The following is a 13,747-nucleotide window of genomic DNA, read 5'->3' on the forward strand; positions in this document are numbered from 1 at the left end:
CACCGCACTTGATGCCAATATTCTTAAAAGCGCTGTGTTACTAATCTCTAACCTCAGTATGATGTAGCCTTTCCATGCGACACATCGAAACGTTCGCCTCATTAAAATTGAGTGTGAAAACGCTCAATCAAGAAATCCAAAAACAAACGAAGTCGCTTGGGTTGATACTGGCGGCTCAGGTAAATCACGTTCAAATCCGCGCCTGCAGAAGAGGTCGATGCGTTGAAGTTCTTCATATAGCCATTTAACACCGTCACTAAACGCTGCTGTTTGATGTCCTCTTGTACATCAAGAATCGATTTCAACGCAATACCCGCGCCATCTAACACCCACTGACGAATCACTTCGCCATCATCAGAAAAACGCTTCGGTACGACAGTAACAACATTGTGCTGCTCTTCATCTTGAAAGTGCCATGTTTTCAACTCTTCATTGCTGCGAACCATGGCTAAACAATCGTGATGTGCTAAATCTTGTGGCGTGATCGGCGTACCTTTCTTTGCCAAATACTGAGGAGAAGCACAAAGCACTCTACGACTGGACGCCAGTTTGCGAGAGATAAGGTTGCTGTCGGCTAGCTCCCCATATCGGATAACGATGTCCAAACCGGACTCAGCTAAGTTGGATAAGTTATCGTTCAAATACAGATAAGGGATCACATCGGGATAGAGCTGACTAAATTCCGACAGTATTGGCGAAATGTATTGCTTTCCAATATCACGAGGAGCCGAGATTTTAAGTGTGCCGCGCACTTCTTTGGTGCCAGTTTGGAGTAAGTTCTCCGTCTCTTTGACGCTGTCGATGATTTCCAAGCATGCCTGATGGTACATAGCGCCAGAGTCCGTCAGTGAGATATGCCTTGTACTGCGATTAAGTAATTTCACCCCATAGCGATCTTCCAGCGACTGCAATCTTGCCGTTACTGTTGCTGGCGATAAGCCGAGCTCTCTGCCAGCCGCCGCCAACCCTTGGTTCTTCACTATGCTGACAAACAGCGTCATATCCGAAAACTTGTCCACATTCCCTCCTTAAACTTCATTATTCATCTTAGCTGAATAATCAATTCAAATATTACTCAATTATCAAATTTATTCCAATCAATATACTGACTCCATCGAAACGAGATTGGAGAAACAAATCATGACAACAGAAAAAACCATTTATGTCGTACTGGGTGGCACATCAGGTATTGGCGCTGAACTTAGCCAACAACTTGCGAGCGACAATGCGGTTGTCCACGTAGCAAGCCGCAAAACAGGGTTAGACATCAGCGATGAACAGTCGGTTTACCACTACTTCGAAACTATTGGTGCTTTTGACCACCTGATCGTCACAGCAGGTTCTTATGCTCCAGCAGGCAAAGTGGTGGATGTAGAAGTTTCCCAAGCAAAATACGCGTTCGATACCAAATTTTGGGGCGCCATCAACGCAGCGAAACATGGAGCACGCTACATCAAGAAAGGCGGATCAATCACGCTAACGTCCGGCATGTTATCGCGCAAAGTTGTTGCTAACACCTACGTAAAAACCGCGATTAACGCTGCCATTGAAGCAACCACAAAGGTACTGGCGAAAGAACTGGCTCCGATCAGAGTGAATGCAGTCAGCCCAGGTTTGACCAAAACTGAGGCGTATCAAGGCATGAACGAAGACGACAGAAATGCCATGTACAAACGCACACAAAATAGCTTACCAGTGGGCAAAGTTGGCGAAGCCAGTGACGTTGCAAAAGCTTACCTACTTCTGATTGAAAACACCTATATGACCGGTGCCGTGATTGATGTCGATGGTGGCGCACTGCTTGGCTAACAACACGCGTTTGGATAACAACAAATAAAAACAAGGTGCCAGAGCAAGAAAAAAGCATGGCACCAATGGGTTAAAACTAATTAAAAAAAGAGACTCCCCCATGAATAAAGAAAAAATGCCGCTGCAGGTATGGATCTTAACACTTGCAGCTTTTGCTATCGGTACCGCAGAATTTGTTATTGCAGGAATCCTTCCTCAAGTCGCCAACTCTTTGTCCATCACGGAAGGACAAGCCGGTTACCTAATCAGTGCCTACGCACTTGCCATTGTATTTGGCGGTCCGCTACTTACGATTTACTTAGCACGCTTTAACAAGAAAGCCGTACTGGCTGGGCTAATGGTGCTGTTTATTCTCGGCAACGTGCTGTCCGCTTTCGCGCCGAACTACTTTGTATTGATGGTCAGCCGAGTGATCACAGGTTTAGTTCAAGGTCCTTTCTACGGCATCGGTGCCGTGGTCGCGACCAATTTGGTTTCAGAAAAAATGGCAGGTCGTGCGGTCGGACAAATGTTCGCGGGCTTAACGCTGGCTAACGTTTTAGGTGTGCCTGGCGGTACCTGGATTGGCTTGCAATTCGGCTGGCACACCACTTTCTTGACCGTTGCAGCTTTTGGTTTAGTCGCTCTGTTCTTTATCACTTCAGTGATCAAATCCACCGGTCATGGCGAAGCAAAAGATGTCAAAGCACAATTAGCTGCGTTCAAAAACCCAATGCTACTTATCAGCCTTGCGATCACCGTATTTGCTTGGTCGGGATTCATGACTCTGTATGGCTACATCGCCCCTATCGCCATGCACATCACTGGCTTTGGTGAAAGTGCCGTAACTTGGATTCTGGTTATCGTTGGTGTCGGTCTGATTGTTGGTAACACCATGGGTGGTCGTTCATCGGATAAAAACCTACAAAAAGCATCTATGTTCTGGGCTATCGCGATGATTGTGTCACTCGTACTGGTCGGAATCACTGTAGACAGCAAAGTGCTGTTCATTGCCACCGCCTTTGTATTTGGTATTGCGTCATTCGCCAACGTACCAGCAATGCAGCTTCGAGTAATGAACCACGGTGGTGAAGGTCAGGAATTAGCAGCGACGGCAAACATCTCGGCGTTCAACTTAGCTAATGCCTTTGGCGGTTTCTTAGGCGGCATGGTGCTCGATAGCCAAATGGGCGCAAGCATGATCCCTTACGCAGCCATCATTGTTCCACTGATTGGTTTGCTATTCATCGCCAAGGCAAACCGCAAAGAAAGCAAACAGGCTGAGTTAGCTCCGAGCTTCAACAACTAATGTCATCCCTACAGGTAGCCCTGACTTAACGCTTCTCGAGCAAGCGGGGCTACCCAATACGAATCACCAGGAAAATACTATGAAACTCTACATTTACGAACATTGCCCATTCAGTGCTCGCGTCCGCTACGTTGCTGGCATGCTGAATATCCAACTCGACGTCATCAATATTGCTTATGACGACGATAAAACCACAACAGACCTGATTGGAACCAAGCAAGTGCCACTTCTTATCAAAGACAATGGTGAAGCGATGGCAGAAAGTCTCGATATCATCGCTTACTTCCTTGAACTGGCAACATCAAGTGAAACAAGCCAACCGTCGCAAGCGGTGTTGGATTGGCAAAAAATCGCGTTCCTTCCATTACAAAAAGTGGGTTACCCACGTTGGTCAAACATGGATTTGCCAGAGTTTGCCACTCAGTCTGCACAACAAGCTTGGCGCGCAAAAAAGGAAACGGATGCACTCAACTTTGATGCACTTCTGCAAGACACACCAAACATTGCCAAAGAGGTCGAAGCGCTCATTGAACGTGCGAAAAGCGTGTTGAATCTCGACTCTTATCAGCATGTGACTTTGGTAGACGAAGCGATCCTATTTTCTATTTTGCGCGGGTTCTTCAGCGCCGCAGAAATCCAATGGGACAACGCTGTGAAAGATTGGATGGAATCTGTAAGCAACAAGACCCAAGTACCACTACTTAAGTAAGGAATCGATCATGAGCAAACTATTTGAACCAACACAGCTGAAACAACTAACTCTGCAAAACCGCGTAGCCATGGCTCCAATGACCCGAGCGCGCACTAGCCAACCGGGAAACATTCCAAACCAAATGATGGCGACTTACTACAAGCAGCGCGCTACCGCAGGGTTAATCATCTCTGAAGCCACCCAGATTTCAGACGATTCGCAGGGTTACTCATTCACACCAGGCGTCTACACTGATGAACAAGTGGCAGGCTGGAAAACCGTCACTCAAGCAGCAAAAGAGCAAGGCGCAGCTATGTTTTGTCAGTTGTGGCATGTCGGTCGTGTATCACACCCAACATTCCAAAAAGGTGAACAGCCTATTGCCCCATCAGCACTAAAACCCGTAGAAACCCAAGTGTGGATTGCCGACGAGCAAGGCAACGGCAACATGGTCGATTGTGTAGAGCCACGGGCGATGACTCAAGCCGATATTGACCGTGTGGTAAGTGATTTTGCCCATGCAGCGAAACGTGCGATTGAAGCAGGCTTCGATGGCGTCGAAATCCACGGCGGTAATGGTTACCTGATTGACCAATTCCTACGTACCAATTCAAACCACAGAACCGACAACTACGGCGGTACTCGCGAAAACCGACTTCGCTTTTTATTAGAAGTGGTCGATGCGGTGAGCGAAGCCATTGGTGCCAACAAAGTGGGAGTACGACTCGCACCTTTCATCACTTTCAAGGACATGAACTGCCCGGACATTGTGCCAACCATCCTCGATGCATCGAAACAACTTCAAGCTCGTGATATTGCGTACTTACACCTGTCTGAAGCGGATTGGGACGACGCACCAGTGATTCCAGAAAGCTTCCGCATCGAACTGCGCGAATACTTCACCAATACGATTATCGTCGCGGGCAGTTACACCCAAGAGCGTGCTGACGAGGTACTTGAGAAAGGTTATGCGGATTTAGTCGCGTTTGGACGCCCGTTTGTGTCTAACCCAGACTTGGTGGCGCGCTTACAGCACCAACAACCTCTGGCAGAACTGGATGGCTCCACACTCTTTGGTGGTAATGAACACGGCTATACAGATTATCCGGCGCTTAGTTGAGAGGCTTTACCCGCTTCTGATAACGATTCATAGCGTGCCGTATTTCTCAGATTAATCAGTTGCTATCCCATAAAAAGAAAAGCGCAACACAGCTCAACGTTTTCTTAAGTTTGAGTGTAATAAACTGGCTGCATATTCAGAATGCAAATTTAGGAGAACGCTCGTGTCTGATGAAAAAACAAAACAGGAAGTGACGGTTGTTGATATTAAAATGCCATTTATGTCGATGGTGATCTTTATGGTCAAGTTCGCTATCGCTTCAATTCCTGCAATGATCATCCTAGGTATTATTTTCAGTATCTTAGGGGCGCTTTTTGGTGGGATGTTCCACGGTATGGGTCACATGTAACCGACTAATCCACAAATAAAAACACTCTCCACGTTTTACTCATGGAGAGTGTTTCTTTTTAATCCACCAGCACTAAAGAATCTAAGATGCCTTTGCCGCTGTGGATGCCACCTTCGTTTTCACTGGCTGGTTTACTGCGAATCAAATAGCCCGCGTAGCCATCCAATTGCGTTACAGGTTCACCTTGATAGTGCGCCGTGAATAAGCCAATTTCACTCACAAGATCCGTCACCACGCTCTGCTTTGCATCACGCACCGCAATCGTCGGAGTTTCTCTTTCATGCGGATACAAACGCTGCATCAAAGCCCAAGCGCTGTATTGCTCTTGCGGAAGTCGACTCAGCTGTTTCGCAATATCGTCACCAAAGATACAGTGACCACCGCCCTCACCTTGGTTTTTCAATACCCATTCGTCTTTGTTACCAGAAGCAGCAAACCATTTGATCGTATCAGTGTTAATTGGCTTCATCTCTGCCAATACGCTTTTGACCAACTCGGCTTCTTCAAGATTGAGTCCCCAGCGCTGATACTCACTTGCCGGCATCATGGTTAACAACATTTGCATTGATTTGCTGGTCGCCAACTGTTGACTGATGGTCGCATTCATCGCCACGTAGTGCTTTTCCATGAACAAACGAGTCTGGCTCAAGGTGTGGCAACAGATTGGTTCATTTAGCTCTGGCGAGAAGTAGTCCATATATTGATAACCTGCGCGCAAGTACACAACGTCAAGACCGCCAATGTTTTCTAACAAGAGGCGTTGATTGTCACCACTCGATAGCTGTGAACTTAGCTGCTCAAAGGTACGTCTTACCGTGCGAACGCCAAGCTTCTGCAATTCCACTTCGAGTAAGTGTTGGTCATACACATTGTCTTCGTTTTTCTGCACCACCATCAAAAACGTCGGTGCGCCTTCTTCATTAAAATGCGCTTTGACTTTTCTCGCGGCAGTGGCAATGCCAAGCGCAAGTTGCTGCATGCCTTGGTTATCAGCTGGCGTTGCCGTTTTATCTTCTAACCATTGTTGGTAAACGCTGCCCCACTGAGAGCTCAAAAATTGATGCAGCTCTGTGGCACGCTGACCAAAAGGCGCCATCCCAGCCGCAATGCCATTAAACTCGATGACTTTCGCGCCGTGTTGACGATCATCCATAAAGTCGGTTCGTATTAACAACAGGGGTTGGCGTGCTGCTTCATGGTGAACCTCTTTATGCAGTTCCAACAAACGCTCAAAGAAAGTATCGGCTTTGCCTAGCTCGGCTAAGGAGGTTTGCAGGAATTCATAATCCTCAGACACATGACTGATCAGCTTGGCGATCAACGGCGTCACTTTCTTCAAATGTGCGAATACATCACGCTCTATCGTCATTGGCGCAAAGCTAAAAGGACAGTGTCTTGCGGTGTTATCTGCTTGACGAAATGCCACGCCGTGCATGATTGCCCACTCACAAGCTTCTTCAATCACTTGTTGCGGGATGGTTTGTTTGTCTGAGGTACTCATGTTTTTGCTTCAAAATTTTTCGCCTAATGTACTTAAGACGCTGGAAGTTGCAATAAGACGCACACTTTCTCGATTTATTTTTCGTTTTTTTGCTCAACAAAGCGCCGAGTCATATCCCGCCGTATGTTTAACCCTCTTTCTTTGCGGCGGATGACTGGTTAAAATGCACAAAATTGCGCACTAACTGGATAGATCATGGCAAAACTTACCCTTCAAGAGCAGATGCTAAAAGCAGGCTTGGTTAACGAGAAAAAACTGAAAAAAGCGAAAAAAGGCTCTAAAAAATCACGTGTTCAAGCTCGCGAAGTAAAAGCGGCGGTTGAAGAGAACAAACGTCAGCAGTTAGAGCGTGACAAGCAATTGAGCGAGCAACAAAACGCTGAGCGCTTGAACAAAGAAATCAAAGCGCAAATCAACCAACTGATTGAAATGAACAAGGTTGATTTGAAAGATGGCGACATCAAGTACAACTTCACACACGGCACGCTAGTGAAATCTCTGTACGTTGAGTCAGAGATCCGCGAACAGCTTATCAAAGGCATCTTGGCAATCGCGATTGTTGGTGAAAGCTACGTTGTCATCCCACGTGGTGTAGCAAACAAGATTGCTCAACGCGATGAATCAGTGATCATCGAACAGAAAGAACCAGAAGCAGACATCCCTGCAGAAGATGACCCGTACGCAGATTTCGTCGTACCAGACGATCTGATGTGGTAATGCTCCGCTGCGTGGAACCCAAATTGAAAAAGCCGCGATCATCGCGGCTTTTTTGTGTTTACTATTCGCTCTCTTGATGGCGTTGTCGAATGTAATCGACGATGTGTTTTATCTGGCTCTGCGCGTGTCTTCGTCCTAGATAGTACGCGTACATAACACGCTTACGAGGCTCCCAGTTTTCAATTTGTAACGTCACGATGTTTTCATCCTTCACCATAGACGCTGGCAACATACCCATATATTTGCCTGACTGGATCGCGTGATACGCCAAACCAAGATCATCCACCGTCAAACCTTGTTGTGGCGATACAGCGACTTCTTCAAATTGCTTGTTCACAAACATCCAGTTCATTGCAGGACGAGTTATCACTCCCGGCAGTGATTCCAACTGTTCGATGGAAAGAGTGAGTTCACTCAATTGATGGTTTTCAACGTAATCACGATGGGCACAAACGACGTATGGAATATCCCATAAATGCAATGCGATTGCAGATGAATCGACAAGTGGACCGACTCGGAATGCTAAATCGATGTCATCTTTAATCAGATGCTTATTGTCGTTCGACAGAGAAACATCAAGCTGAAGATCGGGGTGCTGTGCTGCAAAGTCGATAAGCCACGCCCCAAGAAAATCAATGCCAGCACGAACGGGCATCGACACATTCAACTTCCCCTTAAAGGCAACTTCAGAATCCACCGCAAAATCTATCGACTGGCGGATCGTTCCAAGCAGAGCCGAGCAGTTTTGATAAAGCTCTTCACCGCGAGTAGATACTTTGACTTCACGGGTGGTGCGATGAAGCAGCACTAAACCCAAGTTGTTTTCTAGCGCTTCAATACGTCGACTCACCGTACTGTGAGGAATTTCTAATCGCTCAGAAGCGCGCTTTAAACTGCCCTCTTCGACGACGGTGCAGAATACCTGCAAATCATCCAACACTCGTTTCACCCAGAACTCCTTTTAGCGAGTATGAATTTCTATTATCCCATTTTTGGAATAGTGATATTCAATATCGCCAATTTTTTCTCTCAGCGCAAGCGTCTAGTATTTGATTCACAGACACGGCAAATGCCCATTAATCGAATCACGAGGATGACATCATGAAAGCAGTATTACTGACTCAAACAGGCGGCAGCGACAAACTGGTCTACCAAGACGTAGCACAACCAACATTGAAAGAAGGACAAGTTTTGGTTCGCATTCACGCCGCACCAGTGAACTTCATTGATACCATCATCCGTGAAGGCAATATGCCTCCGGGTATGATGCCAGAGTTGCCATACATCTCTGGTGTAGAAGGCAGTGGCGTGGTTGCCGATTCAAACAACACAAGCTTAAAAGAAGGCACGAAAGTCGCGTTTCTTGGTCCAATTGGCGCATCAACTTACGCAGAGTTTACTGCTGTCGATGCAGATAAATTAGTAGTGCTACCAGAATCGGTCGACCTTCAAGAAGCCGCTGTTCTACCTGTTAACTACTTTACGGCTTACCACATGCTACATAACGTTGCTCGAGTTGAAGAAGGCAAAACAGCGCTGGTTTACGCAGCGTCCGGTGGCGTGGGTACGGCATTGATTCAATTGGCTAAGCTAGCAGGTCTAAACGTTATTGCTTTAGAGCGACAAGCCCACAAAGCAGAAAACGCATTGAAGATGGGTGCGGACCATGCATTTACCTCTGATAGCGATTGGGTAGAGTCAGCTAAAGAAGTTACCGAAGGTCGCGGAGTGAACTACATCTTTAACCCAGTAGCTGGCGATACCATAGTGCAAGACTTGGAAGTACTAGCACCACTTGGTCACGTTGTTGTGTTTGGTTTCTTAGCGGGTATGGGTGAGACAAACTTACAAGCCGAGGCGATTAAGCACTTTAGCAAAGCGCCAACTATTACTTACTCAGAAATCTACGCGACTTACTTCAACGACTACCCATTGGTGAAATCATCCATGGAAGCGCTTTACGAACTCCTAGAGCAAGGCAAAATTAAACCTGTGTTTACCACACTGCCGCTGTCCGAAGCAGCGCAAGCACACGATAAAATCGAAAGTGGTTCAGTGATGGGCAAAATGTTGTTGCTACCGTAAATCTATAGATTCCTCACCATGAAAAAGGTCGCTGTAATCGCGACCTTTTATCTTCTTGGACTTCGTTATTCTGCAAGTAACTTCGGCCAGTTTTTATCCCCGCTCGCAATGTTACCCGGAATGTCTTGTTGCCAAGAGGCTTGAACGGATTTGCTGTAGTTTAGGTAGAGCTTTCCATCGTGAATATTCCACGCATTGGGGTCTATCTTGGCGGTATAGCCTTTGCTCACTGCCCAAGCACAGTAGCCGCCATATTGCGGTGCAAATTTCTCAGGATTTTTCGCAAATGCATCTCGATTTTCAGCCGATGAAAAGTACCATTTGGCATCATTCCAACGGTAAGTGAAATCGCTGTCACCTTTTACCGGTTTCGATTGAGTGAAGTATGCGACAGGGTCATAACCACGAATCGCTTTACCGAGAAAGTCGCTATAAACAGGATCAAGCGCGAAAGCAGGAAGCGTCAAACTCCCCCAAATGAAGAATACGCTCAAAAGTTTCGATATCAGCTTCATAACTTCCTCTCTCATCTTATCCAATGTCGATAATCAGTCGCTTACCAGTATAGACAGGAAAAATCAGAAGAAACTTTCAGGTTTAAAGCATCTCAGCCTCGAAACGCGCCGTTCGAGCTTGGGCGATAGTACAGTTGGTTTCTGACATTAGCTCCGCCAAAGTAATGTTTGGATTCTCCAAGACCAATCGAATCAGCTTGGTTTCCAAAGGTTCAAGCTTATCGCTGTGTTTAGCCAGACCAACTTCCATTTTGTTTATCACGAACCGCATCGGCTCAGATTCTTCTGCCTTGATATGATCGAGGAACACTTTTAAATCCAACGCATCACCAGCAATTTGCCAATTACGAGAGCGTCGAATGCGCTTCATTTCGCACTTCTTCTCAGCCGCAATTGCTTTAGCTCGCTTAGCATGATCGCCACCAATTCGGTGAATCAAAGATGGTAGAGGGATGGAGATAGTCTTGTCAGTCATCACAATAGTGGCATGGTTAATTTCGTCGCCTATGATAAACAGCTCGCCTCATTTTTTCATCGAGAAAACCTAATCGTTTTCAAAGCGTGGTGATTTTGGTCGAAAATACAAGGTTTATGCTTGCCCGCTCAATAGACTTTAAAGATTCTGGCACCTTTCATTCTTGGACAAGGTGATATAAGAAATGGAGCGCATTTTAAGCCCTTATATTTCTGGCTATTTGCATTTAAATGGCAAGCCCGTCGAGGGCATCAATATAGAAAGGACGATTGTTTTCAACGGTGTTGCTTCTGACTCGACGCAATCTGACGCCGAAGGGCACTTTGTTTTTGAAGCTGTGCTATTAGATTCCAAACACCAACAACATTCTTTGCAAGATATTCGAGTGAAGCTGGATCTGAGTACCGAGTTTCAAGGTGATGAAGTGACGATATGGCAATCAAAAGTACACTCATTTCACCCGTCTCCCCTTCTGCTCATTTCTCTTGAAAGCTTAGCTTGTAATTTGAACTCCCCACTCAAAGTGTTCACTTACCCTACAACACAAACGGAACCAGTCACCAATGAAATCTATAGTGTTTGCGACCTAAATGCGCTTACTTTCGAAGAGCTTTATTAGGTATTACCCCACCACAGACACATTATCAGCCACCCATTTAAGAAGCTGTTTTGCGGCTTTGGACAGCACTTGGTTTTGGCGCACTATGTAGCCAAAATCTGTGTTGGGGAAACTAGGTAATGGCGTGACTTCTCGCGAGAGTTTCAACCTTGGGTCGAGGGAGAAGTCAGGTACAATCGCAGTTCCAAATCCGGCTTCAGCCCAATCTATTTGAGCTTCAACACTGCCGACTTCCATGACCCTATGCCTAGGAAGATTTAGCTCTGGTAGAGACGCGTCAATCAACTCGCGCGTTCGGGTGTCGTGACCGAGCAAGATCAATGTTTGGTTCTCTTCACTGTTTTCTCGCCAATCAAAGATGTTATCGCCGAAAGCACACCAATGAATTTGAGTAAGTGACGTAAAGTGCAATGGTTGGCTCTCTTTCTGCGCAATAACAAAGCCGATGTCTGCACGAGCACTTTTTACCAAATCTACCGCTTGTGATGATGTAGTGTTGAACAGCGCCAAATCAATTCCAGGATATTCACTTTTAAACTGTTGAAAAGGCTTGATAAGTAATAGGCGCGAGACAATATCACTCGCTGCAATCGAGAGCGTTCCTTGCGTTAAGTCATTGATGGCATTGAGGTCGGATTGGCAGATTTGCAACTCATTCAGCATGTGCTCGGCAGTGTCTAACAAACGCTTTCCGGCTTGGGTCAATTGCACAGGGTTGCGTTCAATCAACTTAGTGCGAGTGGCTTGTTCTAGCTGTTTGATATGAAGACTCACATTTGGCTGCGTCATGTGCAGTTCAATCGCTGTTTTTCCGAAATGTTTCACTTCTGCCAAGGTGACAAACGTGCGTAACCAGTTCAAATCCAACATAGAAAATTACCCGATATGAGTTTCTTATCAAGTTAATGAGTATAATTAATTTCTCTTATTCATGCGAGCATCCTAAGATTTTCCGGTCTGTTTTTGGAGAATGAATTATGTCGTCTATCGTTGTTGTGGGTGCAAACTGGGGTGATGAAGGCAAAGGCCGCATCGTTGACTTTTTGGCAGAGCAAGCTTCTGCAAGCATTCGTTTCCAAGGTGGTAACAACGCGGGTCATACCGTAGTTAACGACCTAGGTACGTTTAAGCTACACCAGCTACCAAGTGGCGTTTTCAACCCTGACTGTTTAGCAGTATTAGGTCCGGGTATGGTAATCAGCCCAGCGTCGCTGTCTCAGGAGATTGCGGAAGTTGAAGAAGCGGGCGTTAAAGTGAACATGTGCATCTCTGATCGCGCAACACTGTGTCTACCTCTACACGCACTAGAAGATACGCTAGAAGAACAACGCTTAGGCGACAAAGCATACGGTTCAACTCGTCAAGGTATTGCACCTGCATACGGCGACCGTGTGATGAAAAAAGGCATCCTAGTTGGTTGGTTGAAGCAGCCAGAAGTCCTAGTAGAGCGCATCAAATTCTGGATGGAGTGGAAACTTCCTCAACTACGTGCGCTTTACCCAACGTTCGAGTTTGAACAAACCGCTGAAGAGATGGCGAGCTGGTTGTTAGAAGTATCTGCACCTTGGCGTGACGCTATCTGCAACGTAACGCTGCCGCTAAAAGAACTGCAAGCAAAAGACCAAACTCTACTGTTCGAAGCGCAGCTAGGTGCAGGTCGTGACCTTGTTTACGGTGAGTACCCATGGACAACATCTTCAAACGTTGTGTCTATGTATGCTGGTATCGGTAGTGGTCTTCCTGCTCTTCGTCCAGAGCGTGTTATTGCGGTAGCAAAAGCGTTCAGCTCATCGGTAGGTACCGGCACACTAATTACTGCAATGGAAGAGCAAGATGCATTCCGTGAACTAGCGGGTGAGTTCGGTGCAACAACAGGTCGTCCACGTGACATGGGTTACTTCGATGCAGTAGCAACGAAGAACGGTGTTGAGCTTCAAGCAGCGACTGAAATCGCACTGACAAAAGTGGACTGTCTGACTGGTCTTAAAGATCTAAAAATCTGTGTTGGTTACGAAGGCGAGCACAGCGAAAACCCAATTTGGCCTCAAACGGCTGCACTAGCACCAATCTACGAGAAGATGGAAAGCTGGAGCGAAGACATTACTGGTTGTCGTAAATTCGAAGAGCTACCAGTCGCGGCACAAAAATACGTTCTACGTATTGAAGAGCTGATGGGTGTACCTGTGAAGATGGTATCGGTTGGTCCTGGTCGTGAACAAATGATTATGCGCTAAGACGTGAATTAACACGTCTATTGGCAAGCGGCTTTTATCTTTTCCGGGGTAAAGCCGCTTTTTTTTAGTTCTAGCCCGTCATTGTGCGCTTCCAGCACAGTATGCTGTCATTCAGTCATCATCGACAAACTATCCGCCCACACAAAGTTACAAATAAAGCTCAAAAGAGAAATAAAAGCTCAGCAAAAAACACCAAAAACACTCGTATTCATGACTATCTCATCATCAAAAACCTGCATTTTCATCGTTCATAAATCCAGTATTTAATCTCAAAAACTTCACTCCCAGAAACAAATAAAATCACATCAAAATCACCCTAAGATAATGCAAAAAAATCGTCTTTA

The 13,747-nt window shown here is 46.1% G+C and carries 15 protein-coding genes; 9 read left to right on the top strand and 6 right to left on the bottom strand.

Features of this window, described 5'->3' with window-relative positions:
- Nucleotides 1-101: 101 nt before the first annotated feature.
- Entirely contained in the window at nt 102-1,019 is a 918-nt protein-coding gene (locus AACR11_RS18405) for a LysR family transcriptional regulator (RefSeq protein ID WP_029790122.1), read from the bottom strand.
- Nucleotides 1,020-1,140: 121 nt separating this feature from the next.
- On the opposite strand from AACR11_RS18405, the gene AACR11_RS18410 reads away from it, so the two are divergent.
- From AACR11_RS18410 to AACR11_RS18430, 5 genes are all read left to right on the top strand, one after another.
- Nucleotides 1,141-1,809, top strand: a complete 669-nt coding sequence (locus AACR11_RS18410) for an SDR family oxidoreductase (RefSeq protein WP_005451320.1) — start codon at nt 1,141-1,143, stop codon at nt 1,807-1,809.
- A gap of 100 nt (nt 1,810-1,909) precedes the next feature.
- On the top strand, nt 1,910-3,097 hold the full coding sequence (locus AACR11_RS18415; protein WP_005451319.1) for an MFS transporter: 1,188 nt from the start codon (nt 1,910-1,912) through the stop codon (nt 3,095-3,097).
- Nucleotides 3,098-3,176: 79 nt separating this feature from the next.
- Nucleotides 3,177-3,806, top strand: a complete 630-nt coding sequence (locus AACR11_RS18420; protein ID WP_009699218.1) for a GrxB family glutaredoxin — start codon at nt 3,177-3,179, stop codon at nt 3,804-3,806.
- A gap of 10 nt (nt 3,807-3,816) precedes the next feature.
- Entirely contained in the window at nt 3,817-4,908 is a 1,092-nt protein-coding gene (locus tag AACR11_RS18425) for an alkene reductase (protein WP_029790123.1), read from the top strand.
- A 163-nt stretch (nt 4,909-5,071) separates the two neighbouring features.
- The gene (locus AACR11_RS18430) at nt 5,072-5,257 is read left to right on the top strand and encodes a hypothetical protein (protein WP_005451314.1); all 186 of its coding nucleotides are present in this window, start codon (nt 5,072-5,074) and stop codon (nt 5,255-5,257) included.
- A 58-nt stretch (nt 5,258-5,315) separates the two neighbouring features.
- On the opposite strand, the gene AACR11_RS18435 is transcribed toward AACR11_RS18430, so the two are convergent.
- A complete protein-coding gene (locus AACR11_RS18435) occupies nt 5,316-6,758 on the bottom strand; it encodes a glutathione synthase (protein WP_029790124.1) in 1,443 nt (480 codons plus the stop codon).
- Between the two features lie 195 nt (nt 6,759-6,953).
- On the opposite strand from AACR11_RS18435, the gene AACR11_RS18440 reads away from it, so the two are divergent.
- On the top strand, nt 6,954-7,475 hold the full coding sequence (locus tag AACR11_RS18440; RefSeq protein ID WP_005439241.1) for a DUF2058 domain-containing protein: 522 nt from the start codon (nt 6,954-6,956) through the stop codon (nt 7,473-7,475).
- 61 nt (nt 7,476-7,536) lie between these two features.
- Here the strand turns inward: AACR11_RS18440 and AACR11_RS18445 are convergent, their stop codons facing one another.
- Nucleotides 7,537-8,424 carry a LysR family transcriptional regulator gene (locus tag AACR11_RS18445; RefSeq protein WP_029790125.1) on the bottom strand — a complete coding sequence of 296 codons (888 nt, stop codon included), beginning with the start codon at nt 8,422-8,424 and terminating at the stop codon, nt 7,537-7,539.
- Nucleotides 8,425-8,576: 152 nt separating this feature from the next.
- On the opposite strand from AACR11_RS18445, the gene AACR11_RS18450 reads away from it, so the two are divergent.
- Complete coding sequence (locus AACR11_RS18450) at nt 8,577-9,560, top strand: quinone oxidoreductase family protein (RefSeq protein WP_029790126.1); 984 nt, start codon at nt 8,577-8,579, stop codon at nt 9,558-9,560.
- Between the two features lie 65 nt (nt 9,561-9,625).
- Here the strand turns inward: AACR11_RS18450 and AACR11_RS18455 are convergent, their stop codons facing one another.
- Both AACR11_RS18455 and AACR11_RS18460 read right to left on the bottom strand, forming a co-directional pair.
- Complete coding sequence (locus AACR11_RS18455) at nt 9,626-10,075, bottom strand: YHS domain-containing (seleno)protein (protein WP_029790127.1); 450 nt, start codon at nt 10,073-10,075, stop codon at nt 9,626-9,628.
- An 82-nt stretch (nt 10,076-10,157) separates the two neighbouring features.
- Nucleotides 10,158-10,550 carry a ribosome recycling factor family protein gene (locus AACR11_RS18460; RefSeq protein ID WP_029790128.1) on the bottom strand — a complete coding sequence of 131 codons (393 nt, stop codon included), beginning with the start codon at nt 10,548-10,550 and terminating at the stop codon, nt 10,158-10,160.
- A 184-nt stretch (nt 10,551-10,734) separates the two neighbouring features.
- Here AACR11_RS18460 and AACR11_RS18465 point away from each other — a divergent pair, with 184 nt between their 5' ends.
- Nucleotides 10,735-11,169, top strand: coding sequence for a DUF6795 domain-containing protein (locus AACR11_RS18465; RefSeq protein WP_029790129.1), 435 nt, complete (start codon nt 10,735-10,737; stop codon nt 11,167-11,169).
- A 3-nt stretch (nt 11,170-11,172) separates the two neighbouring features.
- On the opposite strand, the gene AACR11_RS18470 is transcribed toward AACR11_RS18465, so the two are convergent.
- Nucleotides 11,173-12,039, bottom strand: coding sequence for a LysR family transcriptional regulator (locus tag AACR11_RS18470; RefSeq protein WP_005451305.1), 867 nt, complete (start codon nt 12,037-12,039; stop codon nt 11,173-11,175).
- Between the two features lie 107 nt (nt 12,040-12,146).
- Here AACR11_RS18470 and AACR11_RS18475 point away from each other — a divergent pair, with 107 nt between their 5' ends.
- Complete coding sequence (locus AACR11_RS18475; RefSeq protein WP_005451302.1) at nt 12,147-13,403, top strand: adenylosuccinate synthase; 1,257 nt, start codon at nt 12,147-12,149, stop codon at nt 13,401-13,403.
- Nucleotides 13,404-13,747 lie beyond the last annotated feature (344 nt).

This window comes from Vibrio sp. L85 (assembly GCF_963871815.1).
GTDB classification, from domain to species: domain Bacteria; phylum Pseudomonadota; class Gammaproteobacteria; order Enterobacterales; family Vibrionaceae; genus Vibrio; species Vibrio harveyi.

Coding starts and splice junctions, on each gene's coding strand:
- AACR11_RS18450 (WP_029790126.1), top strand. CDS start 8,577: ATGAAAGCAGTATTACTGACTCAAACAGGCGGCAGCGACAAACTGGTC.
- AACR11_RS18440 (WP_005439241.1), top strand. CDS start 6,954: ATGGCAAAACTTACCCTTCAAGAGCAGATGCTAAAAGCAGGCTTGGTT.
- AACR11_RS18425 (WP_029790123.1), top strand. CDS start 3,817: ATGAGCAAACTATTTGAACCAACACAGCTGAAACAACTAACTCTGCAA.
- AACR11_RS18475 (WP_005451302.1), top strand. CDS start 12,147: ATGTCGTCTATCGTTGTTGTGGGTGCAAACTGGGGTGATGAAGGCAAA.
- AACR11_RS18420 (WP_009699218.1), top strand. CDS start 3,177: ATGAAACTCTACATTTACGAACATTGCCCATTCAGTGCTCGCGTCCGC.
- AACR11_RS18435 (WP_029790124.1), bottom strand. CDS start 6,758: ATGAGTACCTCAGACAAACAAACCATCCCGCAACAAGTGATTGAAGAA.
- AACR11_RS18470 (WP_005451305.1), bottom strand. CDS start 12,039: ATGTTGGATTTGAACTGGTTACGCACGTTTGTCACCTTGGCAGAAGTG.
- AACR11_RS18460 (WP_029790128.1), bottom strand. CDS start 10,550: ATGACTGACAAGACTATCTCCATCCCTCTACCATCTTTGATTCACCGA.
- AACR11_RS18415 (WP_005451319.1), top strand. CDS start 1,910: ATGAATAAAGAAAAAATGCCGCTGCAGGTATGGATCTTAACACTTGCA.
- AACR11_RS18455 (WP_029790127.1), bottom strand. CDS start 10,075: ATGAAGCTGATATCGAAACTTTTGAGCGTATTCTTCATTTGGGGGAGT.
- AACR11_RS18410 (WP_005451320.1), top strand. CDS start 1,141: ATGACAACAGAAAAAACCATTTATGTCGTACTGGGTGGCACATCAGGT.
- AACR11_RS18465 (WP_029790129.1), top strand. CDS start 10,735: ATGGAGCGCATTTTAAGCCCTTATATTTCTGGCTATTTGCATTTAAAT.